This is a genomic window from Zhengella sedimenti, assembly GCF_046506625.1.
Lineage (GTDB): Bacteria > Pseudomonadota > Alphaproteobacteria > Rhizobiales > Rhizobiaceae > Zhengella > Zhengella sedimenti.
The window spans coordinates 507881-532990 of sequence record NZ_JBKFFP010000001.1 but is presented as its reverse complement, the minus strand read 5'-3'; the positions used below and the strand labels follow the sequence as shown (position 1 = coordinate 532990).

The 25110-nt window shown below is 65.8% G+C and carries 25 protein-coding genes; 19 read left to right on the top strand and 6 right to left on the bottom strand.

Annotated features, from left to right (window positions below; genetic code table 11):
- The first annotated feature begins 2 nt into the window (after positions 1 to 2).
- The 7 genes from sucC (at position 3) to lpdA (ending at position 9226) form a co-directional block, all read left to right on the top strand.
- Positions 3 to 1199 carry an ADP-forming succinate--CoA ligase subunit beta gene (sucC, locus tag ACLB6G_RS02690; RefSeq protein WP_410354564.1) on the top strand — a complete coding sequence of 399 codons (1197 nt, stop codon included), beginning with the start codon at positions 3 to 5 and terminating at the stop codon, positions 1197 to 1199.
- 5 nt (positions 1200 to 1204) lie between these two features.
- The gene (gene sucD / locus ACLB6G_RS02685; RefSeq protein ID WP_410354563.1) at positions 1205 to 2110 is read left to right on the top strand and encodes a succinate--CoA ligase subunit alpha; all 906 of its coding nucleotides are present in this window, start codon (positions 1205 to 1207) and stop codon (positions 2108 to 2110) included.
- Positions 2111 to 2249: 139 nt separating this feature from the next.
- The gene (locus ACLB6G_RS02680) at positions 2250 to 5243 is read left to right on the top strand and encodes a 2-oxoglutarate dehydrogenase E1 component (protein WP_410354562.1); all 2994 of its coding nucleotides are present in this window, start codon (positions 2250 to 2252) and stop codon (positions 5241 to 5243) included.
- Positions 5244 to 5273: 30 nt separating this feature from the next.
- Positions 5274 to 6524: a 2-oxoglutarate dehydrogenase complex dihydrolipoyllysine-residue succinyltransferase gene (gene odhB, locus ACLB6G_RS02675; RefSeq protein ID WP_410354561.1), complete on the top strand. Its 1251-nt coding sequence runs from the start codon at positions 5274 to 5276 to the stop codon at positions 6522 to 6524.
- A gap of 23 nt (positions 6525 to 6547) precedes the next feature.
- On the top strand, positions 6548 to 7036 hold the full coding sequence (locus tag ACLB6G_RS02670; RefSeq protein WP_410354560.1) for a hypothetical protein: 489 nt from the start codon (positions 6548 to 6550) through the stop codon (positions 7034 to 7036).
- Entirely contained in the window at positions 7033 to 7785 is a 753-nt protein-coding gene (locus ACLB6G_RS02665; RefSeq protein ID WP_410354559.1) for an SDR family oxidoreductase, read from the top strand. The genes ACLB6G_RS02670 and ACLB6G_RS02665 overlap by 4 nt, the downstream gene beginning before the upstream one ends.
- 34 nt (positions 7786 to 7819) lie before the next feature.
- Positions 7820 to 9226 (top strand): dihydrolipoyl dehydrogenase, encoded by a 1407-nt coding sequence (gene lpdA, locus ACLB6G_RS02660; RefSeq protein WP_410354558.1) that lies wholly within the window; start codon positions 7820 to 7822, stop codon positions 9224 to 9226.
- 74 nt (positions 9227 to 9300) lie between these two features.
- Here the strand turns inward: lpdA and ACLB6G_RS02655 are convergent, their stop codons facing one another.
- The 3 genes from ACLB6G_RS02655 to ACLB6G_RS02645 all read right to left on the bottom strand — a co-directional run bounded on the left by ACLB6G_RS02655 (position 9301) and on the right by ACLB6G_RS02645 (position 11714).
- Complete coding sequence (locus ACLB6G_RS02655; RefSeq protein ID WP_410354557.1) at positions 9301 to 9531, bottom strand: hypothetical protein; 231 nt, start codon at positions 9529 to 9531, stop codon at positions 9301 to 9303.
- A 104-nt stretch (positions 9532 to 9635) separates the two neighbouring features.
- The gene (locus ACLB6G_RS02650) at positions 9636 to 10706 is read right to left on the bottom strand and encodes a TraB/GumN family protein (protein ID WP_410354556.1); all 1071 of its coding nucleotides are present in this window, start codon (positions 10704 to 10706) and stop codon (positions 9636 to 9638) included.
- 63 nt (positions 10707 to 10769) lie between these two features.
- Positions 10770 to 11714 carry a tyrosine recombinase XerC gene (locus tag ACLB6G_RS02645; RefSeq protein WP_410354555.1) on the bottom strand — a complete coding sequence of 315 codons (945 nt, stop codon included), beginning with the start codon at positions 11712 to 11714 and terminating at the stop codon, positions 10770 to 10772.
- Positions 11715 to 11782: 68 nt separating this feature from the next.
- On the opposite strand from ACLB6G_RS02645, the gene rimM reads away from it, so the two are divergent.
- Positions 11783 to 12337 (top strand): ribosome maturation factor RimM, encoded by a 555-nt coding sequence (rimM, locus tag ACLB6G_RS02640; protein WP_410354554.1) that lies wholly within the window; start codon positions 11783 to 11785, stop codon positions 12335 to 12337.
- Complete coding sequence (gene trmD, locus ACLB6G_RS02635) at positions 12334 to 13026, top strand: tRNA (guanosine(37)-N1)-methyltransferase TrmD (protein ID WP_410354553.1); 693 nt, start codon at positions 12334 to 12336, stop codon at positions 13024 to 13026. The genes rimM and trmD overlap by 4 nt, the downstream gene beginning before the upstream one ends.
- On the opposite strand, the gene ACLB6G_RS02630 is transcribed toward trmD, so the two are convergent.
- Positions 13008 to 13754, bottom strand: a complete 747-nt coding sequence (locus ACLB6G_RS02630) for a sulfite exporter TauE/SafE family protein (protein WP_410354552.1) — start codon at positions 13752 to 13754, stop codon at positions 13008 to 13010. The two genes, trmD and ACLB6G_RS02630, sit on opposite strands and share 19 nt — an antisense overlap.
- A 251-nt stretch (positions 13755 to 14005) precedes the next feature.
- Here ACLB6G_RS02630 and rplS point away from each other — a divergent pair, with 251 nt between their 5' ends.
- Positions 14006 to 14533: a 50S ribosomal protein L19 gene (gene rplS, locus ACLB6G_RS02625; protein WP_410354551.1), complete on the top strand. Its 528-nt coding sequence runs from the start codon at positions 14006 to 14008 to the stop codon at positions 14531 to 14533.
- A 64-nt stretch (positions 14534 to 14597) separates the two neighbouring features.
- Here the strand turns inward: rplS and ACLB6G_RS02620 are convergent, their stop codons facing one another.
- Positions 14598 to 15995 (bottom strand): DUF418 domain-containing protein, encoded by a 1398-nt coding sequence (locus ACLB6G_RS02620; RefSeq protein ID WP_410354550.1) that lies wholly within the window; start codon positions 15993 to 15995, stop codon positions 14598 to 14600.
- A gap of 207 nt (positions 15996 to 16202) precedes the next feature.
- Between ACLB6G_RS02620 and leuC the strand changes: the two genes are divergently transcribed.
- Positions 16203 to 17612 carry a 3-isopropylmalate dehydratase large subunit gene (gene leuC / locus ACLB6G_RS02615; protein ID WP_410354549.1) on the top strand — a complete coding sequence of 470 codons (1410 nt, stop codon included), beginning with the start codon at positions 16203 to 16205 and terminating at the stop codon, positions 17610 to 17612.
- A 229-nt stretch (positions 17613 to 17841) separates the two neighbouring features.
- Positions 17842 to 18993 carry a hypothetical protein gene (locus tag ACLB6G_RS02610; RefSeq protein WP_410354548.1) on the top strand — a complete coding sequence of 384 codons (1152 nt, stop codon included), beginning with the start codon at positions 17842 to 17844 and terminating at the stop codon, positions 18991 to 18993.
- 3 nt (positions 18994 to 18996) lie between these two features.
- Here the strand turns inward: ACLB6G_RS02610 and ACLB6G_RS02605 are convergent, their stop codons facing one another.
- The gene (locus ACLB6G_RS02605) at positions 18997 to 19374 is read right to left on the bottom strand and encodes a hypothetical protein (RefSeq protein ID WP_410354547.1); all 378 of its coding nucleotides are present in this window, start codon (positions 19372 to 19374) and stop codon (positions 18997 to 18999) included.
- 173 nt (positions 19375 to 19547) lie between these two features.
- Here ACLB6G_RS02605 and ACLB6G_RS02600 point away from each other — a divergent pair, with 173 nt between their 5' ends.
- From ACLB6G_RS02600 to ACLB6G_RS02570, 7 genes are all read left to right on the top strand, one after another.
- Positions 19548 to 20009 (top strand): GNAT family N-acetyltransferase, encoded by a 462-nt coding sequence (locus tag ACLB6G_RS02600; protein WP_410354546.1) that lies wholly within the window; start codon positions 19548 to 19550, stop codon positions 20007 to 20009.
- Between the two features lie 45 nt (positions 20010 to 20054).
- The gene (locus ACLB6G_RS02595) at positions 20055 to 20381 is read left to right on the top strand and encodes a hypothetical protein (protein WP_410354545.1); all 327 of its coding nucleotides are present in this window, start codon (positions 20055 to 20057) and stop codon (positions 20379 to 20381) included.
- Between the two features lie 227 nt (positions 20382 to 20608).
- Positions 20609 to 21019, top strand: a complete 411-nt coding sequence (gene sdhC / locus ACLB6G_RS02590; RefSeq protein ID WP_410354544.1) for a succinate dehydrogenase, cytochrome b556 subunit — start codon at positions 20609 to 20611, stop codon at positions 21017 to 21019.
- Positions 21020 to 21031: 12 nt separating this feature from the next.
- Positions 21032 to 21415 (top strand): succinate dehydrogenase, hydrophobic membrane anchor protein, encoded by a 384-nt coding sequence (gene sdhD, locus ACLB6G_RS02585; RefSeq protein WP_410354543.1) that lies wholly within the window; start codon positions 21032 to 21034, stop codon positions 21413 to 21415.
- Between the two features lie 13 nt (positions 21416 to 21428).
- Entirely contained in the window at positions 21429 to 23258 is a 1830-nt protein-coding gene (sdhA, locus tag ACLB6G_RS02580; protein WP_410354542.1) for a succinate dehydrogenase flavoprotein subunit, read from the top strand.
- A gap of 11 nt (positions 23259 to 23269) precedes the next feature.
- Entirely contained in the window at positions 23270 to 24049 is a 780-nt protein-coding gene (locus ACLB6G_RS02575; RefSeq protein WP_410354541.1) for a succinate dehydrogenase iron-sulfur subunit, read from the top strand.
- Positions 24050 to 24229: 180 nt separating this feature from the next.
- Entirely contained in the window at positions 24230 to 25102 is an 873-nt protein-coding gene (locus tag ACLB6G_RS02570) for an HpcH/HpaI aldolase/citrate lyase family protein (RefSeq protein WP_410354540.1), read from the top strand.
- The last annotated feature ends 8 nt before the right edge of the window (positions 25103 to 25110 follow it).

The following is a 25110-nucleotide window of genomic DNA, read 5'->3' as shown; positions in this document are numbered from 1 at the left end:
CCATGAATATCCATGAGTATCAGGCCAAGCAGGTCCTGAAAGGCTATGGCGCGCCCGTCGCTGACGGCGTCGCCATTTTCGAGGCCTCCGAGGCCGAAGCCGCGGCGAAGTCGCTGCCCGGCCCGCTCTACGTGGTCAAGTCGCAGATCCATGCCGGCGGCCGCGGCAAGGGCAAGTTCCGTGAACTGCCTTCCGATGCCAAGGGCGGCGTGCGCCTGGCAAGGTCCGTGGAAGAGGTTGTCGCCAACGCCAACGAGATGCTGGGCAACACGCTGGTGACCAAGCAGACCGGTCCGGCCGGCAAGCAGGTCAACCGCCTCTACATCGAGGACGGCGCCGATATCGACCGCGAGCTTTACCTGTCCATCCTCGTCGACCGCACCGTCGGCCGCAATGCCTTCGTGGTCTCCACCGAGGGCGGCATGGACATCGAGGCCGTGGCCGAGGAAACGCCGGAAAAGATCGTCACCGTGGCGATCGATCCGGACACCGGTGTGACGGAAGCCGACGCGGCCGCGCTGTGCGACGCGCTGAAGCTGGAAGGCGCGGCCCGCGAGGACGGCATGAAGCTGTTTCCGATCCTCTACAAGGCCTATACCGAAAAGGACATGAGCCTGCTGGAGGTCAATCCGCTGATCGTCATGACCGACGGCCACCTGCGCGTGCTCGACGCCAAGGTCTCCTTCGACAACAACGCGCTCTTCCGCCACGACGACATCGTCGCCCTGCGCGACAAGACGGAAGAGGACGAGAAGGAAATCGAGGCCTCCAAGTACGACCTCGCCTATGTCGCGCTGGACGGCAATATCGGCTGCATGGTCAACGGCGCCGGCCTTGCCATGGCCACCATGGACATCATCAAGCTCTACGGCGCCGAGCCGGCGAACTTTCTCGATGTCGGCGGCGGCGCGTCCAAGGAAAAGGTCACCGCGGCATTCAAGATCATCACCGCCGACCCGAACGTGAAGGGCATCCTCGTCAACATCTTCGGCGGCATCATGAAGTGCGACGTCATCGCCGAGGGCGTTGTCGCGGCCGTGAAGGAAGTCGGCCTGCAGGTGCCGCTGGTCGTGCGCCTGGAAGGCACCAATGTCGACCTGGGCAAGAAGATCATCAACGAATCCGGTCTCAACGTCATCGCGGCCGACGATCTCGACGACGCGGCGCAGAAGATCGTCGCCGCCGTGAAGGGAGCCTGACACCCATGTCCATCCTCATCAACAAGGACACCAAGGTCCTGGTCCAGGGCCTGACCGGCAAGACCGGCACCTTCCACACCGAACAGGCGCTGGCCTATCACGGCACGCAGATGGTCGGCGGCATCCATCCCAAGAAGGGTGGCGAGACCTGGGAAGGCAAGGGCGGCGAGAAACTGCCGATCTTCGCTTCCGTCGCCGAGGGCAAGGCGGCCACCGGCGCCGACGCGTCGGTCGTCTACGTGCCGCCCGCAGGTGCCGCGGCCGCCATCATCGAGGCCATCGAGGCGGAAATCCCCCTCATCGTCTGCATCACCGAGGGCATCCCGGTGCAGGACATGGTCAAGGTGAAGGCCGTGCTCGACAAGTCGTCCTCGCGCCTGATCGGCCCGAACTGCCCCGGCGTCCTGACACCCGATGAGTGCAAGATCGGCATCATGCCGGGCAACATCTTCAAGAAGGGCTCGGTGGGCATCCTGTCGCGCTCCGGCACGCTGACCTACGAGGCCGTGTTCCAGACCACGAATGCCGGTCTCGGCCAGTCGACGGCTGTCGGCATCGGCGGCGACCCGGTCAAGGGCACCGAGTTCATCGACGTGCTCGACCTCTTCCTCGACGATCCGGAAACCGAATCGATCATCATGATCGGCGAGATTGGCGGTTCGGCCGAGGAGGAAGCCTCCGAATGGCTCACCGAGCAGGCGAAGAAGGGCCGCAAGAAGCCGATGGCCGGTTTCATCGCGGGCCGCACGGCGCCTCCCGGACGCACCATGGGCCATGCTGGCGCGGTCATTTCCGGCGGCAAGGGCGGCGCGGAAGACAAGATCGCGGCCATGGAAGCCGCCGGCATCCGCGTCTCGCCGTCACCGGCCCAGCTCGGCAGCACGCTGGTGAAGGTTCTCAAGGGCGAATGACGCCCTGACCCGAACAAGGCCCCGGGCCGGGCGATCGGGCCCGGGGCCATCCCCGGAGGGAAACGAGCGGAGCAGACATGCGCCGGTCAGGCGCCGCCCGCGATCATCAAGGAGCCGGACACAACGTCCGGAAACGCTCATGGCACGAAACGACCAGGCCAACGACATCTTCGAGCAGACCTCGTTCCTCTATGGCGGAAATGCCGCCTATATCGACGAGCTTTACGCCCGCTACCAGGACGACCCGTCCTCGGTCGACGCGCAATGGCGCGAATTCTTCTCGCAGCTCCAGGACGACGCGGAAGACGTTCGCAAGAATGCCCGCGGCGCTTCCTGGAAGCGCGACAACTGGCCGATCGCCGCCAATGGCGAACTGGTTTCGGCGCTCGATGGCGACTGGGGCCAGGTCGAGGGCCACATGACCGCGAAGCTCAAGGAAAAGGCCGCCGCGGCGACCGGTGCCAAGGGCATGAGCGCGGAGGAAGTGGCCAAGGCGGCGCGCGATTCCGTGCGCGCCATCATGATGATCCGCGCCTACCGCATGCGCGGCCACCTGCACGCCAATCTCGATCCCCTCGGCATCGCCGGCCTGAAGGAGGACTACAACGAATTGTCTCCGGAGGCCTATGGCTTCTCCCCGGACGACTACGACCGGCCGATCTTCATCGACCACGTTCTGGGTCTCGAGTTCGCCACCATCAACCAGATGCTCGACATCCTCAAGCGCACCTATTGCTCGACGATGGGCGTGGAGTTCATGCACATCTCCAACCCGGAGGAGAAGGCCTGGATCCAGGAACGCATCGAGGGTCCCGACAAGGGTGTCGCCTTCACCGAGATGGGCAAGAAGGCGATCCTTCAGAAGCTGATCGAGGCGGAGGGCTTCGAGCAGTTCATCGACGTGAAATACAAGGGCACCAAGCGCTTCGGTCTCGATGGCGGCGAGGCACTGATCCCCGCGCTCGAACAGATCATCAAGCGCGGCGGCAACATGGGCATGAAGGAGATCGTTCTCGGCATGGCCCATCGCGGCCGTCTCAACGTTCTCACCCAGGTGATGGGCAAGCCGCACCGCGCCGTGTTCCACGAATTCAAGGGCGGTTCCTTCGCGCCAGACGATGTCGAGGGCTCCGGTGACGTGAAATACCACCTCGGCGCTTCCTCCGACCGCGAGTTCGACGGCAACAAGGTGCACCTGTCGCTGACGGCCAACCCGTCGCACCTGGAGATCGTCAATCCGGTCGTCATGGGCAAGGCCCGCGCAAAGCAGGACCAGCATTTCGGCCGCAAGCGCGAGGAGGTGCTGCCGCTGGAAGCCCGCGCGGCCGTGCTGCCGCTTCTCCTGCATGGCGATGCGGCCTTTGCCGGACAGGGCGTGGTCCCGGAATGCCTTGGCCTGTCGGCGCTGCGCGGCCACCGCGTCGCCGGCACGATCCATGTCATCATCAACAACCAGATCGGCTTCACCACCAATCCGCGTTTCTCGCGCTCCTCGCCCTATCCCTCCGATGTGGCGAAGATGATCGAGGCGCCGATCTTCCACGTGAACGGCGACGACCCGGAGGCGGTGACCTATGCCGCCAAGGTGGCGACCGAATTCCGGATGATCTTCCACAAGCCGGTCGTCATCGACATGTTCTGCTACCGCCGCTTCGGCCACAACGAGGGTGACGAGCCGGCGTTCACGCAGCCCTTGATGTACAAGAAGATCCGCGCCCACAAGACCACGGTCCAGCTCTATTCGGAGAAGCTGATCGCCGAGGGGCTGATCACCGAGGGCGAAGTGGAGAAGATGAAGGCCGACTGGCGCGCCCATCTCGAAGCCGAGTTCGACGCGGGCAATTCCTTCAAGCCGAACAAGGCCGACTGGCTCGACGGCGTGTGGTCCGGAATGCGCACCGCCGATTCGGCCGACGAACAGCGCCGCGGCAAGACCGCCGTGCCGGCCAAGACGCTCAAGGAAATCGGCCGCAAGCTGGCCGAGGTTCCCGAAGGTTTCGAGGTGCACCGCACCATCAAGCGCTTTCTGGACAACCGCGCCGCGATGATCGAGTCCGGCGAGGGCATCGACTGGGCCACGGCCGAGGCGCTCGCCTTCGGCTCCATCCTGCTGGAAGGCAACCCGGTGCGCCTGTCGGGCCAGGATTGCGAGCGCGGCACGTTCAGCCAGCGCCATTCGGTACTCTATGACCAGCGCGACGAGACCCGCTACATCCCGCTCAACAATCTGGGCTCCAGTCAGGCCAATTACGAGGTCATCAACTCGATGCTCTCCGAGGAGGCCGTGCTCGGCTTCGAATACGGCTATTCGCTGGCCGAGCCGAACGCGCTGACGCTTTGGGAAGCCCAGTTCGGCGACTTTGCCAACGGCGCGCAGGTGGTGTTCGACCAGTTCATCTCGTCGGGCGAACGCAAGTGGCTGCGCATGTCCGGCCTCGTCTGCCTGCTGCCGCACGGCTACGAGGGTCAGGGGCCGGAGCACTCCTCCGCCCGCCTTGAACGCTGGCTGCAGCTTTGCGCGGAAGACAACATGCAGGTCGCCAACTGCACGACGCCTGCCAACTACTTCCATATCCTGCGCCGGCAGTTGAAGCGCGATTTCCGCAAGCCGCTGATCCTGATGACGCCGAAATCGCTGCTGCGCCACAAGCGGGCGGTTTCGACCCTGTCGGAAATGAGCGGCGAGAGCGCCTTCCACCGTCTGCTCTGGGACGATGCCCAGCTTCACAAGGACGGCCCGGTCAAGCTGGTCAAGGATTCCAAGATCCGCCGCGTCGTGCTGTGCACCGGCAAGGTCTATTTCGACCTGCTGGAAGAGCGCGAGAAGCGCGGCATCGACGACATCTACCTGCTGCGCGTCGAACAGCTCTACCCCTTCCCGGCCAAGGCGCTGATCAACGAACTCACCCGTTTCCGCAATGCCGAGATGGTGTGGTGCCAGGAAGAGCCCAAGAACATGGGCGCCTGGTCGTTCATCGACCCCTACCTGGAATGGGTGCTGGCGCATATCGACGCCAAGCATCAGCGTGTGCGCTACACGGGCCGCCCGGCCGCGGCCTCGCCGGCCACCGGCCTGATGTCGAAACATCTCGAACAGCTCGCCGCCTTCCTCGAAGACGCGCTCGGCGAATAAGAAAAACCGTTCAGGAACAGGACAAAACCCATGGCTACAGAAATCCGCGTCCCGACACTGGGCGAATCCGTGACCGAGGCCACCATCGGCCAGTGGTTCAAGAAGGTTGGCGATGCCGTCGCCGCCGACGAGCCGCTGGTGGAACTGGAAACCGACAAGGTGACCGTGGAAGTGCCCGCGCCCGCCGCCGGCAAGCTGACCGAGATCACCGCCAAGGAAGGCGAGACCGTGGAGCTCAACGCCCTGCTCGGCATGATCGGCGAGGGTGAGGGCGCCGCCGCGGCGCCTGCTGCGGAGAAGAAGCCGGAGCCCAAGGCCGAAGACATGCCGAAGCCGGCGCCGTCGGGTTCCGAGACGGTGTCGAAAGGCATGGAAGACGCCCGCAGCGGCGACATGCCCGCCGCCCCGTCCGCTGCCAAGCTGATGGCGGAAAAGGGTCTCGACGCCTCCCAGGTCTCCGGATCCGGAAAGCGCGGCCAGGTGCTCAAGGGCGACGTGCTCGACGCCATCAACAAGGGCACCGGCTCGGCGCCCGCTGCCGCTCCGGCCGCGGCCCGCGCCCCGTCGTCCGGCGACGATGAGGCACGCGAGGAGCGGGTCAAGATGACCCGCCTGCGCCAGACCATCGCGCGCCGCCTCAAGGACGCACAGAACACGGCCGCCATGCTGACCACCTTCAACGAGGTGGACATGACGGCGACGATGGAGCTGCGCAAGAAGTACAAGGATATCTTCGAGAAGAAGCACGGCGTGAAGCTGGGCTTCATGGGCTTCTTCGCCAAGGCGGTGACCCATGCGCTGAAGGAAATCCCGGCCGTCAATGCCGAGATCGACGGCACCGACATCATCTACAAGAACTACTGCCATATCGGCGTGGCCGTCGGCACCGACAAGGGCCTTGTCGTTCCGGTGGTGCGCGATGCCGACCAGATGTCGATCGCAGAGATCGAGAAGGAAATCGGACGGCTGGGCAAGGCCGGACGCGACGGCACGCTGACCATGGCCGACATGCAGGGCGGCACCTTCACCATCTCCAATGGCGGCGTCTACGGCTCGCTGATGTCGACGCCCATCCTCAATGCGCCGCAGTCCGGCATCCTCGGCATGCATAAGATCCAGGAGCGTCCCATGGTCGTGAACGGACAGATCGTCATCCGCCCGATGATGTACCTGGCGTTGAGCTACGATCACCGCATCGTCGACGGCAAGGAAGCCGTGACCTTCCTGGTGCGCGTGAAGGAAAGCCTGGAGGATCCGGAACGCCTGGTCCTCGATCTTTGATCCCGGACGGCGGGAGACGGACAATGGTCCTGCGGGTTGCATGGGCGCTTGGCATGGCATCGCTCGCGGTGCCTGCCCTCGCCGCCTGCCCGCAGGAACTGGCGGTCTATGAAAGCGCCGGCGGCCGGACCGCGCTGGAATTCGTGGCCGGCGGCCAGGCCATGGCGATGAGCCACGAAATCCGTATCCTGATGCGCGATGGAGCGCCAGTGACGGCCTATGTCCAGCCGGGCGCGGCGCTTGGCCAGCCGGAAATGGTGCTCCCGGTCAATTGCCCGGAAGGCGACGTGACCGGCGAGGAACTGGCCGCCTGCATCGTCTACCGCTCGGTGGTCTATGCGGCGGATGCGCAAGGCGGCTTGCGCGAACTGCCTGCGGCGGGCGAAACTGCGGCGCTGGCGGTCCTGCTGCCCAATTTCGCGGCCTCGGTCTGGCGGCATCCCGCCTTTGGCGATGACGGGCCGGAACAGCCGCCGGCGGAAATCTTCAGGCTCGCGGGGTGCCAGGAATGACTGACGGCAAGGTGCTTCTGGTGACAGGCGGGTCCCGCGGCATCGGCGCCGCGGTGGCGCTCGGCGCGGCGCGCGAGGGCTGGCGCGTGGCAGTCAACTACGTGTCCAACGCGCGCGCGGCCGATCTCGTGGCCGAACAGATCGCGCAAGCCGGCGGCGAGGCCATCGCCGTTCCCGGCGATGTCGGGCGGGAAGCCGATATCCTTGCCATCTTCGAGGCCGTCGACCGCCGCTGGGGCCGTCTCGACGGACTGGTCAACAATGCCGGCGTCGTGGATCGCATGGCGCGCGTCGAGGCGATGAGTGCGGCGCGGCTGGAGCGCATGTTCCGCATCAACGTGATCGGCTCCATGCTCTGCGCCCGCGAGGCCGTGAAGCGCATGTCGACCGCCCATGGCGGCCATGGCGGCGTCATCGTCAACCTTTCGTCTGCCGCCGCAAGGCTCGGCAGTCCCGGCTGGTATGTCGATTATGCCGCCTCCAAGGGGGCCATCGACACCTTTACCAAGGGGCTCGCGCTGGAAGTGGCCGCCGAGGGCATCCGCGTCAATGCGGTGCGCCCCGGCATCATCGCCACCGGCATTCATGCCTCCGGCGGCGAACCCGACCGTGTCGCGCAGGTCCGTGCCGGACTGCCCATGAAGCGCGAGGGCCAGGCGCACGAGATCGCCGACGGCGTTCTCTATCTTCTCTCAGACAGGGCGTCCTACGTGACGGGCGCCATTCTCGACATTGCGGGCGGTCGCTGAGACAGCGCGCCACCAAACAGGAAGGACATGACCCATGGCTTATGATGTCGTCATTATCGGAACCGGCCCCGGAGGCTATGTCTGCGCGATCAAGGCCGCGCAACTGGGACTCAAGGTGGCCGTGGTGGAAAAGCGCGCCACCCATGGCGGCACCTGCCTGAATGTGGGCTGCATTCCTTCCAAGGCGCTCCTGTACGCCTCGGAAATGTTCGCCGAGGCGGGCCACGCCTTCGATACGCTCGGCATCGAGGTGCCGGCGCCGAAGCTGAACCTTGACAAGATGATGGGCCACAAGGACGCCGTGGTGAAGGCCAATGTCGACGGCGTCGCCTTCCTCCTGAAGAAGAACAAGATCGACGCCTTCCGCGGCACCGGCAAGGTGCTGGGCGAAGGCAGGCTCTCCGTCACCGGCGACGATGGCAAGGTGCAGGAGATCGAGACAAAGAACATCGTCATCGCGACCGGTTCCGGCGTGGCCGGCATTCCCGGCGTCAATGTCGAGATCGACGAGGAGACGATCATCTCGTCAACTGGCGCCATCGCCCTGGCGAAGGTTCCCGAGAGCCTCACCGTTGTCGGCGGCGGCGTGATCGGCCTCGAACTGGGTTCGGTCTGGGCGCGCCTCGGTGCGAAGGTCACGGTCGTCGAATATCTCGATTCCATCCTTGGCGGCATGGACAGCGAGATTTCGAAACAGTTCCAGCGCGTGCTCGCCAAGCAGGGCATGAGCTTCAAGCTTGGGGCGAAGGTCACGAAGGTGGAGAAATCCGGAAAAGGCGCAGAAATTACCTTCGAGCCGGTCAAGGGCGGCGACGCCGAGACGATTGCCTCCGATGTCGTGCTGGTCTCGACCGGCCGCAAACCCTATACCGAAGGCCTCGGCCTCGAAGAGACCGGCGTCGTGCTGGACGAGCGCGGCCGGGTGGATGTCAATTCCCGCTTCCAGACCTCTGTTCACGGTATCTACGCCATCGGCGACGTCATTCGCGGGCCGATGCTGGCGCACAAGGCCGAGGACGAGGGCGTGGCCGTCGCCGAAATCATCGCGGGCCAGCATGGCCATGTGAATTACGACGTCATCCCTTCGGTGGTCTACACCCAGCCGGAAGTGGCATCGGTCGGCCGCACCGAAGACGAATTGAAGAAGGCCGGCGTCGACTACAAGGCCGGCAAGTTCAACTTTTCCGCCAATGGCCGCGCGCGCGCCATGCAGCAGACGGACGGTTTCGTGAAGGTGCTGGCCGATGCGAAGACGGATCGCGTGCTCGGCGTCCACATCATGGGTTTCGGCGCCGGCGAGATGATCCACGAGGCGGCGGTGCTGATGGAATTCGGCGGATCGTCGGAGGATCTCGGCCGCACCTGCCATGCCCATCCGACCATGTCCGAAGCCGTCAAGGAAGCGGCGATGGCAACCTTCGCCAAGCCGATCCATTCCTGACGGTCAGACGCAGACGGCGGCCGCATCGCGGATGCGGCCGTTATCCGTTGCAGCGGGGATCCGGACTACACGCCTTAGTCGGCCTTGTCTTCCTTGACCACCGGATCGCCGGCCTTGTCGCCGACGACGGTGGCTTCGTCGCCAGTGCCCTGAAGGCTGTCGGAACGGGTCGACATCGGCGCGGTATCGCTGGAAATGCTGGCTGTCGTCATCGTGTCATGCGCTTCGGCACTGTGCATCGGGCAGGCATGGGCCGCCGACAGGCCGAAGCCCAGGATGGCAATCGAGGCAAGAAGGGTCTTCATGGCATACTCCCTTGCATGGTCATTACGCAGGGTCAGCCTAGCCCGGTTCATGGGCAACGGCAATCCGCCGGTTGGCGGGCCGTACGCATAAAGCCCGCCGCCACTTATTCCGCGCGCGTGACGGTGTAGCCCGCCTTGCGCAGCAGTTCGACCACGCCTTCCTCGCCCGGAAGGTGCAGCGCGCCGACAGCGATGAAGGCATTGCCCCTGTCGAGGATCGGCCCGGCATTGGCAACCATTCCGTGATTGCGGGTGGTGACCATGATCTTTTCGAACGCCGCGTAGCTTTCCTCCGCGCCCGGCTGGTCGGGCGTGATCGCCTCGAGCACCGGCCAGATCATGCCCAGGTCCTCCGTCTCGTAGAGAACGATCATCGTTTCGATCGCATCGTCCAGCCGGTCGCCAAGCGCGAGCGTCGAGACAAGCCCGTCGACATGGGCCTGAAGCGGAAGGGAGTTCATCGCCTCCAGTTGCGAGACGATGGTTTCCAGCCCGAGCAATTCCTTGCCCGCGGCCTTTGCGTCCTGTGCCAGCAAGGCGTCGAGGAAGGGGGCGCCAGCCTGCTTGCGCGCCATTTCGCAGGCCGGCAGCGCCAGGGCGGACGAGACCACCCAGGGCTTCATGCGCTCGACGGCCATAAGCGGCATGCCGCGCTTTTCCAGTTGATCGGCCACGCGGGCGCGATCCTCTGGCGCCAGCAGATCGCTCAGCTTCGAGCCGTCGGTGAACATCATCAGGCCGGGATGCTGCATCAGGACCGCGGCCGCCGCCTTGGGGTCGAGCGCATCGACGGCCTCGACCACGACCGTTCCCGCCCGTTCGAAGGCATCGCGCGCACGGGGCGTAAGCTCGATGACCCGCGGATCGGTCAGATGCATCGTCCCGAACAGCCAGGATGGATCGGTTCCAGCCTTTTCCACGCGCCACAGAAGGCCCGTCCCGTTCACCGTTCCGGCAGCCTCCTGACGGATGGCGGCAAGGCGCGCCGGATCCTGTTCACTCATTTCCGCAACGAGGTTGCGGCCCCTGCATTCGGGAAGGTCCCCCGCCCGCGCCTTCGGCGCCAGCAGCACCAGCGTCGCGAGGAAGGCGGCAAGCAGGAGCATGTTCAGGGCGCCCAGCAGGCGCAGGCCGCCCAGGCAGACCATGTCGGCGATGTGTTCAGCGTGTCTCATGGTGGCCATTCTGGCCGGTCAAGCGCAAAGATGCGGTTAATCCGGGCCGGCGAATCCGCGCGATCAGGCGCGCGGATGATAGGTGTCGTAGATATCGAGCAGGCGCGCCGCGTCCACGCCCGTATAGACCTGTGTCGTGGAAAGGCTCGCATGGCCGAGCAGTTCCTGGATCGCGCGCAGGTCCCCGCCCCGGCCGAGCAGATGCGTGGCGAAGGAATGGCGCAGCGCGTGCGGTGTCGCGCTGTCGGGCAGGTCGAGGGCGGCACGGAGCCGCGCCATGTCGCGCTGCAGGACCGCCGGGTTGAGCGGGCCGCCGCGCGCCCCGCGAAACAGCGGCGTTCCGGGCGCCAGATCCCATGGGCAGAGCCGGCGATAGGCGGCGACCGCTTCGAGAACGGCAGGCAGCAGCGGCACGATGCGCGTCTTGCCGCCCTTGCCGGTGACGCGAAAGCTGGTCTGCGCCGGGTCGCACAGATCCCCGCCGTCAAGCGCGAGCGCTTCCGAGATGCGCAGGCCGCAGCCATAGAGCAGCGACAGGACGGCGGCGTTGCGCGCGGCAATCCACGGCTCCGCGTTCAGTTGCTCACCCGCATCGACGACGCGCAGCGCATCGCTGGCGCCGATCGGGCGCGGCAGCGATTTGGGCTGGCGCGGCGCCCGCACCGCGCGGGCGCCGGCGGCATTGGCCAGCCCGCGCTTTTCGAGGAAACGCAAAAAGGACCGCAGGCCGGCGAGGTTGCGCCCGGTGGATCGCGCGCCGGTGCCGCTCGCGCGGCGGGATGCCAAGAAGGCGCGCAGGTCCGCCGGCTTCAACGCCGCGATGTCCGTCACGCCGGCGCGATTGCCGAGATGGCCGGTCAGGAAGGCAAGGAACTGGCGGGTGTCGCGCTCATAGGCCTCGACGGTCAGGCGGGAAAGGCGGCGCGTTCCCACCAGTTCCGCCAGCCATTGCCGGCGATGGTCAAGAAGGTCCTGCGTCGCGAAGAGAGGCAATCCGGGCTGGGTCATGAGCGGAGTTTGCACGGCGACGGTTAGCGAATGCTTGATTCGGCCGCCGAAGCGCGTAATCAGGCGGCATGAAGAAAAACGGAAAAGACGTGCGCATGGCCGTGATCGGCGCGCCCCACGGCGTGCGTGGCGAATTGCGCGTGAAAAGCTTCACCGCCGATCCGCTGGCGATCGGCGATTACGGCCCGCTGCATGACGCCGAAGGCCGCCTCTACGAGGTGCTGGACGTGCGCCCTGCCAAGACGGTCGTCGTCGTGCGGTTCAGGGGCGTGACCACGCGCGAGCAGGCCGAGGCGCTGAACGGCGTGGAACTGCTTGTCGCCCGCGACGCCCTGCCCGACGAGGACCTGGAGGAGGACGAGTTCTTCCATGCCGACCTCGTGGGGCTGGAGGTGCGCGACGGCGACGGCAAGACGCTCGGCAAGGTCACCGCGCTGCAGGACTTCGGCGGCGGCGACCTGCTGGAAATCACGCTGGGCGGGCGCAAGGGCGTGCTCATCCCCTTCACCATGGCCGCCGTGCCGGTGGTCGATGTGGCGGGCGGTTTCGTCACCATCGAGCCCGTTGCCGCCGGACTGGTGGACACCGGCGACGAGGATGACGGTGCGGAGCCCGAGGCATGACCTTCCGGGCGACCGTCCTCACCCTTTATCCCGACATGTTCCCCGGAACGCTGGGCCTGGCGCTGGCCGGCAAGGCGCTGGAGACAGGCGCCTGGTCGCTGGAGACGGTGCAGATCCGCGATTTCGCGCTCGACCGCCACCGCTCGGTTGACGACACGCCGGCCGGTGGCGGCGCCGGAATGGTGCTGAAACCCGACGTGCTGGCGCGCGCCATCGACGCGGCCTCGCCGGACGGCGACGCCCGGCCGCGCCTGCTGATGAGCCCGCGTGGTCGCCCGCTGACGCAGGCGCGCGTGCGCGACCTGGCGCAGGGCGAGGGCGCGGTGATCGTCTGCGGACGGTTCGAGGGCGTGGACGAGCGCGTGATCGAGGCGCGCGGCCTGGAGGAAGTCTCCATCGGCGACTACATCCTCTCCGGCGGCGAAGTGGCCGCGCAGGTGCTGCTCGACGCGGTGATCCGCCTGCTTCCCGGTGTCATGGGCAATGCGCAGTCGGGCGAGACGGAAAGCTTCGAGACCGGGCTGCTGGAGCATCCCCATTACACGCGGCCGGCCGTCTTCGAGGGCCGCGCCATCCCCGAGGTGCTGACGTCCGGCAACCATGCCAGGATCGAGGCGTGGCGGCGCGAACAGGCGGAGAAACTCACCGCCGCCCGGCGCCCGAACCTGCTTCAGCCGCGTACGAAGTAATAGCCGGCCAGGAACAGGCCGATGGCGATCACCAGCCAGCGCAGCACGCCCTGCGGCACGCGCCGGGCGAACCAGACACCCATCCACCCGCCAAGCCCGGCGCCGGGCAGCATGATCAGCCCGTGCACCCAGGAAATCGCGCCACCGGCCGTGAACACGATGATGGCGACGGCGGCGATGACGATGGACAGCGCGTTCTTGATGGCGTTCAGCCGATGATAGGCGCCGCCGGTCGCCAGGCTGAGCGAGGCGAGCATCATCACGCCCATGCCCGCGCCGAAGAAACCGCCATAGATCGAGGTGACGAATTGCAGCGCATTGCCCCTCAGCGAATGGGGCGGATGTTCGCCCGATGCCTTCGGCTTCAGGTAGGGCCCGGCGGCGAACAGCGCCGTGGCGGCGATCAGCAGCCAGGGCACGAGGCTGGAAAAGGCCGGGTTGGACAGCGACAGCAGCCACAGCGCCCCGCCAAGGGAGCCGACGAGCGAGATGGCGGAAAGAATGGCGACAGCCTTCCACTCGCGCCGGATCTCGCTCCGGTAGGCCAGCGCCGAGGTGATGTAGCCGGGGAACTGTATGATGGAAGACGTGGCGTTCGCCGCGATCGGCGGAACGCCGGCCAGCGTCATCGCGCCGAAGGTCAGGAACGTGCCGCCGCCCGCAATGGCGTTGATGATGCCTGAAAACAGGCCGGCGAGGAAAAGGAGGATGGCTGTCGTGATCGTCATGGCGCTTCCCTAGCCGGAAGCCTTCCCGTTGACACGGAAAATCGGCGTTGAGGCAGTTTTTTCGGCGCAGGCCGTGACAAGACGCCCGCAAGCGTGTATGGACGCGCCCGAAGTCCGGGCATGATCGGGCTTCCTCGCAAGCAACAGACCATGTGAATTCGCCATGCCGGCATGTGCCCGGCCCTTCATCGCGGTCATCGGGACTTCGGAAGGCGGCGCTCTGACGTGCCCAAGAACAAGAGGACAGGACGATGGATATCATTCGTCAGCTCGAGGCCGAACAGGCCGCCAAGATCGAAGCCCAGCGCAAGCTGCCGGAGTTTTCGCCCGGCGACACCCTTCGCGTTCAGGTCCGCGTGACCGAAGGCAAGCGCACCCGCCTGCAGGCCTATGAAGGCGTCTGCATCGCCCGTTCCGGTTCCGGCCTGAACGAGAACTTCACGGTTCGCAAGATTTCCTACGGCGAAGGCGTGGAGCGCGTGTTCCCGGTCTTCTCGCCGATGGTCGAGGCCGTGGAAGTGGTCCGCCGCGGCAAGGTGCGCCGTGCCAAGCTCTATTACATGCGTGACCGCCGCGGCAAGTCTGCCCGCATCACCGAGAACACCAATGCCCGTTCGCGCAAGCTGAACGATGCCGAGCGCAAGGCCCAGGCCGACGAGCGCGCCCGCCTTGAGGCCGAGAAGGTCGCCGCCGCCGAGGCGCTGGCCGCCGAGAAGGCCGCCGCCGAGGCTGCCGAGGCCGCTGCCGCCGAGCAGAACGCCGAGGCCAAGGGCGAGTAATCACCCCGCCCTTTCCCACGCGTCTTTTGAAAGGCGCGGCCCGTTCATGCGGGCCGCGCCTTTTTCATGTCCGGCTGCCTGCCGCCGATCCGGGCGCCGCCTCGGCCCGGCCATGGGCGATTCGCCGCAAAAGGCGTTCCAGCGGCCCCTGCCCGAACAGCCTGATCCAGACCGGCGCTGCCAAAAACTGCACCAGCGTCATGACCAGCGCGATGGCCGCGATGTCGATATGCTCCAGGCGGCCGAACAGGCCGAAGCCGAAGCCGAGGAACAGGACCATGTTGACCACGGTCTGGCCGATATAGAGCGTCAGGGCGAGCCGCCCGCAGGCCTCCAGGCGGCTGGTGAACCAGCGCGCGCGCCCGGAGGCGAGCAGCAGCGCCAGGACCGAAAAGAAGCCGAAAACGAAGCACAGCCGCCGGATGTCGTAGACATAGGGCAACAGGCTGTCCGACAGCATGGCCGCCGTCGATCCGTCGGCGAAACGGCTGCCCGTGAACCATCCGATCGCGGTGCCGGCGGCAATCCCGCCCGCCGCGAGACGCCGGTAGGCCTTCAGGCTCCAGCCCCCAGTCAGGAAGCCGCTCTTCAGCAGCGCCAGGCCGATCAGCATGAAGGTATAGACATCGAGGATGTGATGGACGATCACCTCGCTCGTCTGCTCCTGGAAGGAAAGCGGCGCCAGCGAGATGACATTGTCGACATAGCCTTGCTGGCGCTCGATGATCTCGCTTTCGATGTTTTCCAGCATCTGGGCGAGTTCGGCGTCGCCTTCATCGGCGGGCAACGCCTGCCCATCGCCCTGCGTGCCGGAACCGGCGATGCCGCGGGTGGTTCCCTCGTCGACGGACGACGGATCCACCTGCTGGCGCAGCGGTTCGCCGGCCCGGTTTTCCATGACCTCGTCCTTGCTGAACGTGTTGCGCATTTCCAGGCGCTGTTCCATCAGCGGCGAGATTTCCGCTCCGCCCTGGATGGCCGACATGGCCATCATGACCGAAGCCACGATCCAGAGCCTTCGCACCGGCCAGTTGCGCACCGGGAACAGGAACAGCCCGAACAGGCCGTAAAGGTAGAGGATGTCGTAGGGCCAGAGCAGCAGATAGGCATGGATCACGCCGAAACCGATGAGCGCGACCTGGCGCCGGTACCATGGATCGAGTGCCGCGAGGCCGCCCCCTGCGCTGTCGGCGCGGGCGAGCAGGATCAGCGCGGTCGCGCCGAAGAGCACCGAGATCATGCCGCGCATGACGCCGTCCACGGCGATCCCGACGAACCGCCAGACCTCGACATTGGGATCGACCGGTCCCCACATGGTCTCGCCCCACATGCCGGGCGCACCCATGGCATCGAGCGGCAGTGCGAAGATGAAGATGTTGAGCCAGAGGATGCCGAGAATGGCAAAGCCACGGGCCGCATCCATGAGGGCATGGCGGCCTTGGGCGACGGGCATGGGAATCATGGGGTTTCGTCCGAAGGCCGGAAAGGGCGCTGCGCGGCCGGTCGCATCAGCCGCGCCGTTACTCCCGGCCTGCCGGCAATGCAATCGGTATTTCTTGCCCACGCCCGCAAGCCTGCTTGATCCTTGACGCTGCACATGCTGCGAGTCCATATGACGCGAGAAAAAGACGGGGCCGCCCCCGATCCATGACCAATGAGGACTTTCGCCATGACCGCACCGCGCACCCTCTATGACAAGATCTTCGACGATCACGTCGTCGACCGCCAGGCCGATGGCACCTGCCTGCTCTACATCGACAGGCATCTTGTTCACGAGGTGACGAGCCCGCAGGCCTTCGAGGGCCTGCGCATGGCCGGCCGCAAGGTGCGCCATCCGGAAAAGACGCTCGCCGTCGTGGATCACAACGTCCCGACCACGCCGGACCGCAAGACCGGCATCAAGAACGAGGAAAGCCGCATCCAGGTGGAAGCCCTGGCGAAGAATGCCGGCGACTTCGACATCGAATACTACAACGAGGCCGACAAGCGGCAGGGCATCGTCCACATCGTCGGTCCGGAACAGGGCTTCACCCTGCCTGGCATGACCATCGTGTGCGGCGACAGCCACACCTCCACGCATGGTGCCTTCGGCGCGCTGGCGCATGGCATCGGCACCTCGGAAGTGGAGCATGTGCTGGCCACGCAGACGCTGATCCAGTCCAAGGCGAAGAACATGCTGGTGCGCGTCGACGGGCAATTGCCGGAAGGCGTCACCGCCAAGGACATCATCCTCGCCATCATCGGCGAGATCGGCACCGCCGGCGGCACGGGTCACGTCATCGAGTTTGCCGGCGAGGCGATCCGCTCGCTGTCCATGGAAGGGCGCATGACGGTCTGCAACATGACCATCGAGGGCGGCGCGCGCGCCGGCCTGATCGCACCCGACGAGACCACCTTTGCCTATATCAAGGACAAGCCGCGGGCGCCGAAGGGCAAGGCCTGGGACATGGCGCTCGAATACTGGAAGACGCTGCATACCGACGAGGGGGCGCATTTCGACAAGGTCGTCGTCCTCGACGCCGCCAACCTCCCGCCGATCGTTTCCTGGGGATCCTCGCCCGAGGACGTGGTGTCGGTGACCGGCGTCGTGCCGAACCCGGACGACATCGCCGACGAAACCAAGCGCGCCTCCAAGAAGCGCGCTCTGGAATACATGGGCCTGACGCCTGGCACGAAGATCACCGACATTGCCATCGACCGGGTTTTCATCGGATCCTGCACGAACGGCCGCATCGAGGATCTGCGCGCCGCCGCCAAGGTCGTCGAGGGCCGCAAGGTGGCCGAGGGCGTCAACGCCATGGTCGTGCCGGGTTCCGGCCTTGTGAAGGAACAGGCCGAGGCCGAGGGACTGGACCGGATATTCCTGGATGCAGGCTTCGAATGGCGCGAGCCGGGCTGCTCCATGTGCCTGGCGATGAACGACGACCGCCTGAAGCCGGGCGAGCGTTGCGCCTCCACCTCGAACCGCAATTTCGAGGGCCGGCAGGGATTCAAGGGCCGCACCCACCTGGTCTCCCCGGCCATGGCCGCGGCGGCGGCGATTGCCGGCCACTTCGTGGACATCCGCGACTGGGAATGACCGTCAGCCACGGTCGTTTGCCGGCTTTTCAGAAAGGCCTGCGCGTCGTGCGCAGGCCTTTTTTCTTGTCCTGTCGCTGCCGCCTCTAACCAATCCCTAACCTGTCCCCGGCTAGGGTCGCGGAAAATTCCGGGGAGAAACACGTGGCGAGTGGTGACAAGCAGGCTGCGAAGCCGGTCAGGGAGGCTGTCGGACCACGCCAGGCCTCAAGACTGGCGGAGGTAGGTTGATGGCCGGTTATCTGCTGTTCCTCAACAGCGCCATTGCCTTCATGGTCTTCGCGGTTCTCGCGGCCTCCTGGTGGCAGGGACGGCGGCCGGAGGCCCTGTTGCTGATCATTGCCAGCGCGCTGGCCGTCATCTCGGGCGGCTTCGAGGCATCGCTGGTCTGGTTCGACAATGCACACCTGCCCCGTTTCCTGCTGTTCGCCGCGCATCTGGGCGGGTTGATGTTCCTTTCGGCCGGTGTCGCGGCCTATTACGCAAGCCCTTTCAACTGGCGTGTGGTTATCGTCTTCTATGCCGCGGCGCTGATCGTGAACCTGCTCATCATCGACATGGACCGCGACTCCCTGTTCCGCCAGACCGTCTACCAGGCGCCCTACCTGCTGATGGCGGGCATTGGTGCCGTGATCGCCTGGCTCAGGGGCCGGACCTCAATGGACCGCGCCTTCGCGATGGCGTTGACACTGTTCGCCCTGCAGTTCGGCATCCGGCCCGCCCTGGCGATGTTCACCGGCGGTGTCGGCGAATCCCCGTCGCATTTCCTCGCCACGACATACGGAGCGCTCATCCTCTTCATCCAGGCCACGACCGGCCTGACGCTCGCGGGAACGATGATCTGGCTCATCGGCGCGCGGCTGCTGCAGGATGTCCGGCAGCGTTATGCCCTTGACCCGCAAACGGGCTTCATGACCCGGGCAGGGGCCGAGGACCGGTTCACGAGCATCGCCACCGAAGGCGGGGCCATCGCCCTGGCGCTGATCGAACCGGTCGTGAAGAACGCCTATCCCGGGTTCGAAAGCGAACAGCGGCTCCGGGCCGAACTGGAAGGCCTGGTTCGTCTGCTGCCGGACCGGCTGTCGGACACCATGACCGCCTTCCGTGCCTCGGATGCCCGCATCGGCGTGCTCATCCAGAACGGCGACGCCGCGGCGGTCCGTGGCTGGTGCGGCGGGCTGGCCGACGCCATCGCCAGGACAAACGGAATCATGATCATCGCCGGCGTGGCAATCCGCGCGGGCGACGAACCGTTCAGCGCGCTGCAGGATCGCGCTGCCGAGGCACTCTACCACGCGCGCAAGCCCGGCGCGCCGCCGGTCTGCCTTCGTGCCATGAACCGCTACGTCCCGCCGCCGCCCGAGACCGGGGTCTTTGCCTAGGCGTCAGCGGCAGCCGTTTCTCAGGACCGCGACCTCGTCGCGCGACAGGCCGTACATGTAGCTGCGGCCGCGATAGACCGCCGCTCCGCCGGAGCACCGGTAGGCGGCTTCCGGGAAGCGGTGCTGGCTGCTCGCATGGACGGGCTCGTCGAAATAGACAACGTCGGGCAGGCTGCCGGCGCCGGCATCGGCGAGATCGCCCTGGCCCACGACGATTCGCTTGTAGCCCGAGGGACTGATGATGACGAGGTTGCCGAAGGAATCGGAATAGGACACCTCGCCGATCCGCCCGGCTTGTGCGCCGGACGAGAGCAGAAGAAGGCCGGACAGGGCAGCGGCCCCTGCAAGGCCGGAACTCATGATACGCTTGATGGAACGCATGGCGCGTCCTCCTTTTTCACTCGGTTTGCCGCAGCTTCCCCATGCGTGGAACATTAACGCTTCGTTAACCTTTGTCACGCGCGAAAGTTCAGTGCATTTCGCGCAATTGACAGTCATGGTTAACTGCGGCATCCCGCAAGGCGACGTTTTCCAGCAGAGGCGACCGAACGGCCATGAGCGAGCAGCACACCATCGACATCCAGATCCTTCGCCTGAAGGACGCCCACGCGTTCGCACCGCTTCTGGCAGCCTATTCGCAGGCGCTGAAGCGTGGAGCGCCCCGCCGGCCGGACGAATTCTACGCCGAGCAGATCCTGCAGGACCGCACGGCCGAGGTGCTCGGTGCCAGGATCGACGGCGAGCTGGTCGGGTTCCTGATCTTTTATGATGTGCCTGAGCCGGTGTCGGGCCTGCGCATGGGCGTGTGCGATCACATCTATGTGCACCACGACCATCGCAACAAGGGCATCGCCAAGGCGCTCGTCGACGTCCTGGCCGACCAGGCGGAGGAGCGTGGCTGGTCGAAGCTGCATCTTCATGCCCCGCGGCAGCCCGAGGACGGGCGCAAGCTCTATGAACGCATTGCCGCGCCGGCGGATTGGTCCAGCTTCATCATCCGGTTCGACGACAAGTGATCCCCCCGGCTTTTCCTCGCCGCGCAGATGGCTGATAACGAAACGATGAAACCGATTCGCCTGATTCCGCTTGTCTTTTTCGCCCCGGTCCTGTCCGCCTGCATGGCCGGCGGGGCGGGCCTCGGATCGGCCGCCTCCAATGTGCAGCCCGCCCTGACGACGTGGCGTTGCGATGGCGGCGGCACGATGACGGTGCGCCGGACCGGTGACGCCATCGAGGTCCGGTCGCCGCGCGGCGTGGACGTGACGCTTCCCGCCTCTCCGCCCGGCTCGCGCGAACGCTATGGCGAGGGCCTCTATGCCGTCGTCTTCAACGGACGCGAGGCCCTGTGGTTCGTGACGGGAAAGCCGCCCTTGAACTGCCGGCGCTGAACCCGCGTGAATGGTCGTTCCCCGCCTTTTCGCCCCGGTAAAAACTTCAAACGATTGAACCCCTTGGCGTGGCGGCGGGATATCGCATATCAGACCAATGAATCATCGATCGATTGGGTTGCGGCCTTTGACGCGGTGCAAAAACAGGACTAGAAAGCCCGGGATCGCAGAACCTTGCCGGCCGCCGACGGGTACCTGAACCCGCCGCGTCCGACCGGCCCAGCCCGATGGGGGAAAAAGTGAGCAAGGACGCCTTGAAGCGCGCGCGGCCGTTGTCGCCGCATCTGCAAATCTACAAGCCGATCCCGACCATGGTGATGTCGATCAGCCATCGCATCACGGGCGTCGCGCTCTATGGCGGCACGATCCTGGTCGCATGGTGGCTGATCGCGGCCGCTTCGGGCCCGGTCTATTTCGACTGGGTGAACGGAATCTACGGATCCTTCCTCGGCCGGCTGGTCCTGTTCGGCTTCACCTTCGCGCTGATCCACCACATGCTCGGCGGCATCAAGCACCTGTTCTGGGACATGGGTCTCGGCTTCGAGAAGACATTCGCCACCCGCGTCGCGAAGATGCAGCCGGTCGCCGCTGCCGTCCTGACGGTCCTTGTCTGGATCGTCGGCTATCTGGCGCGCTGAGGAGGAGACGACATGAGCGACATGCGCACACCGCTTGGCAAGGTCCGCGGACTGGGATCCGCCAAGGACGGAACCGAACACTTCTGGCGCCAGCGCGTCACCGCCGTGGCCAACATCCCGCTGACGATCTTCTTCATCGGGCTGATCATCGCGCTCAACGGCGCCGGCTACGAGGACGTGAGGGCCGCGCTTTCCAATCCCTTCGTGGCGCTTCTGACCATGGGCGCCCTGCTCAGCGCGCTCTATCACATGAAGCTCGGCATGCAGGTCGTGATCGAGGATTACGTTCACGCCGATGGCTGGAAGTTCCTGCTTGTCATGCTCAACACCTTCTTCATCGCGAGCGTGGGCCTGATTTCGGTGTTCGCGCTGCTCAAGCTAGCATTCGCCGGTTAAGGACGCAGTCACGATGGCCAATACAGACAAGAGCTTTTCCGTCAACGGACGCGCCTACGAGATCGTCGACCACCGTTTCGACGTCGTCGTGGTCGGCGCCGGCGGCGCCGGCCTGCGGGCAACGCTCGGCATGGCCGAGCAGGGTCTCAAGACGGCCTGCATTTCAAAGGTCTTCCCCACGCGCTCGCACACGGTCGCCGCTCAGGGCGGCATTGCCGCGTCGCTGACCAACATGACGCCGGACTGCTGGCAGTGGCACCTCTACGACACCGTCAAGGGATCCGACTGGCTGGGCGACGTCGACGCCATGCAATACCTGGCCATGGAAGCGCCCAAGGCGGTCTACGAGCTGGAGCATTACGGCGTTCCCTTCAGCCGCACCGAGGATGGCAAGATCTACCAGCGGCCCTTTGGCGGGCACATGCAGAACTATGGCGACGGCCCGCCCGTGCAGCGCACCTGCGCGGCGGCCGACCGCACCGGACACGCCATCCTGCACACGCTCTACGGCCAGTCCCTGCGCAACAATGCCGAATTCTACATCGAGTATTTCGCCCTCGACCTGCTTATGAGCGAGGATGGCCGGTGCACGGGCGTGATCGCCTGGAACCTCGATGACGGCACGATTCACCGCTTCGCCGCCAAGATGGTGGTGCTGGCCACCGGCGGCTATGGCCGCGCCTATTTCTCCGCCACCTCGGCGCATACCTGCACCGGTGACGGCGGCGGCATGGTGGCACGCGCCGGCCTGCCCCTGCAGGACATGGAGTTCGTGCAGTTCCATCCCACCGGGATCTATGGCGCGGGCTGCCTGATCACCGAGGGCGCGCGCGGCGAGGGCGGATACCTGGTCAATTCCGAGGGCGAGCGTTTCATGGAGCGCTACGCGCCGTCGGCCAAGGACCTTGCCTCCCGCGACGTGGTCTCGCGCTGCATGACGATGGAAATCCGCGAAGGCCGCGGCGTCGGCAAGAACAAGGATCACATCTTCCTGCACCTGGATCACCTCGATCCCGCCGTGCTGGCGGAGCGCCTGCCGGGCATTTCCGAATCGGCCAAGATCTTTGCGGGCGTGGACGTGACGAAGGAACCGATCCCGGTCCTGCCGACGGTCCACTACAACATGGGCGGGATTCCCACGAATTACTGGGGCGAGGTGCTGAACCCGACAAAGGACAGCCCCGATGCGGTGGTGCCGGGCCTCATGGCCGTGGGCGAGGCCGGTTGCGCTTCCGTGCACGGGGCCAACCGCCTGGGCTCGAACTCGCTGATCGACCTGGTTGTCTTCGGCCGCGCCGCAGCCATCCGCGCCGGCGAGGTCATCGACCGCGACAGCGCCATTCCCGCCATCGACGAGGCGCAGAGCGAGAAGATCCTCACCCGCTTCGACCGCCTGCGCCATGCCAGCGGCTCCACGCCGACGGCCAACCTGCGCGAGAAGATGCAGCGCGCGATGCAGGAAGAAGCCGCCGTGTTCCGCACGCAGGAAACGCTGGAGCAGGGCTGCAAGCGCATTTCCGCCATCTGGGACGAACTGCCCGACGTGAAGGTCACGGACCGCTCGCTGATCTGGAATTCCGACCTGGTGGAAACGCTGGAACTGGAAAACCTGATGGCCAACGCCATCACCACGGTCTATTCGGCCGAAGCCCGCAAGGAGAGCCGGGGCGCCCATGCGCGTGAGGACTTCTCCGAGCGCGACGACGCCAACTGGCGGGTGCACACCCTGGCGACGGTGGACGAGAAGGGCAAGGTCGATCTCTCCTATCGGCCGGTTCACGTCGATCTCATCGCCGACGGTATCGATCTCGCCAAGATCGCGCCCAAGGCGCGTGTGTACTGAGGAGCCGGGACATGGTTGAACTCGCACTTCCGAAGAATTCGCAGATCACCGAGGGCAAGACCTGGCCGAAGCCGGCCGGGGCGAAGAACCTGCGTGAATTCCGCGTCTACCGCTGGAGCCCGGACGACGACGCCAATCCCCGGGTCGACACCTATTACGTCGACATGGACGATTGCGGCCCGATGGTGCTCGACGCGATCATCTACATCAAGAACAAGATCGACCCGACGCTGACCTTCCGCCGGTCCTGCCGCGAGGGCATTTGCGGTTCCTGCGCGATGAACATCGACGGAACCAACACGCTGGCCTGCACCAAGGGCATGGACGAGATCGACGGTGCGGTGAAGATCTACCCGCTGCCGCACATGCCGGTGGTCAAGGACCTTGTCCCCGACCTCACCCAGTTCTACGCCCAGCACCGCTCCATCGAGCCATGGCTGCAGACCACGACGCCGGCGCCCGAGACCGAGTGGCTGCAGAGCCACGAGGACCGGCAGAAGCTGGACGGGCTCTACGAATGCATCCTGTGCGCCTGCTGCTCCACCTCCTGCCCGAGCTACTGGTGGAACGGCGACCGCTATCTCGGTCCCGCCGCCCTGTTGCAGGCCTATCGCTGGCTGATCGACAGCCGCGACGAGGCTACCGGCGAGCGACTCGACGACCTGGAAGACCCGTTTCGGCTCTATCGCTGCCACACGATCATGAATTGCGCCCAGGCCTGCCCCAAGGGGCTGAACCCGGCCAAGGCGATCGCCGAGATCAAGAAGATGATGGTGGAGCGCCGGGTCTGACCGGCGTCCGGCCTTTTGCCTGGCGGCCCTTGAATTCCGTTTGGCCGCCGCGGTGCCGCGGGCAAACACCAGGAAATTTTGGCGGAACGCTGCCCGCGCGGTCCTGACCTTGCCAAACGGGAAAATCCGTCCCATCAAGCTCTGGCGAACCGTTTGCGTGGAACTGGTCTGGATCGGCTCATGACGACAATCTCCCACCGTCCCCGCCGCGCCGTGCTTTACGTGCCGGCCTCCAACGAGAAAGCGCTGGCCAAGGTGACCGGCCTTGCTGCCGATGCCGTGATCTTCGACCTGGAGGATGCGGTCACGCCGGAGGGAAAGGAAGCCGCGCGCGAAGCCTTGCGCCGGCATTTCCGCGAGCATCGCAGCGCGCCTTTCGAGCGGATCATCCGGATCAATGCGCTGTCCGGCGAATGGGGCGCGGAGGATCTGCTGGCCGCGCGCGGCTGCCGTCCCGACGCAATCCTCCTGCCCAAGGTCGACGGCCCCGGCGACCTGCTCGACGCAGCCGATGCGCTTGCGGAGACGGATGCGCCCGCAAGCATGGCTCTCTGGGCCATGATCGAGACGCCGCGCGCCGTGCTGAACCTTCCGGCCCTGGCAGATCTTGCCCTGCAGCCCGGCGCCCGCCTCGGCTGTTTCATTGCCGGAACGAACGACCTGGTGAAGGATACCGGCGTGGCGATGACCCCGGACCGGGAATATCTCCGCCCCTGGCTGCAGCAGATGGTGCTGGCCGCGCGCGCGGGCGGCATCGCCGTCCTGGATGGCGTCTCCAACCAGTTCCGCGATCTCGATGCCTTTGCCGCCGAATGCGCGCAGGGCGCGGCGCAGGGCTTCGACGGCAAGACGCTCATTCACCCGGCACAGATCGAACCGGCGAAAGCCGCTTTCTCACCCTCCGCCGCGGCGGTGGAAGAAGCGCTCGCCATCCGTGCCGCATTTGCCGAACCGGCCAATGCAGGCAAGGGCGTGATCTCGATGGATGGGCGCATGGTCGAGCGGCTGCATCTTGAACAGGCCGAGCGCCTGCTGGCGCGGGCCGGCCGCTGAACGGAGAA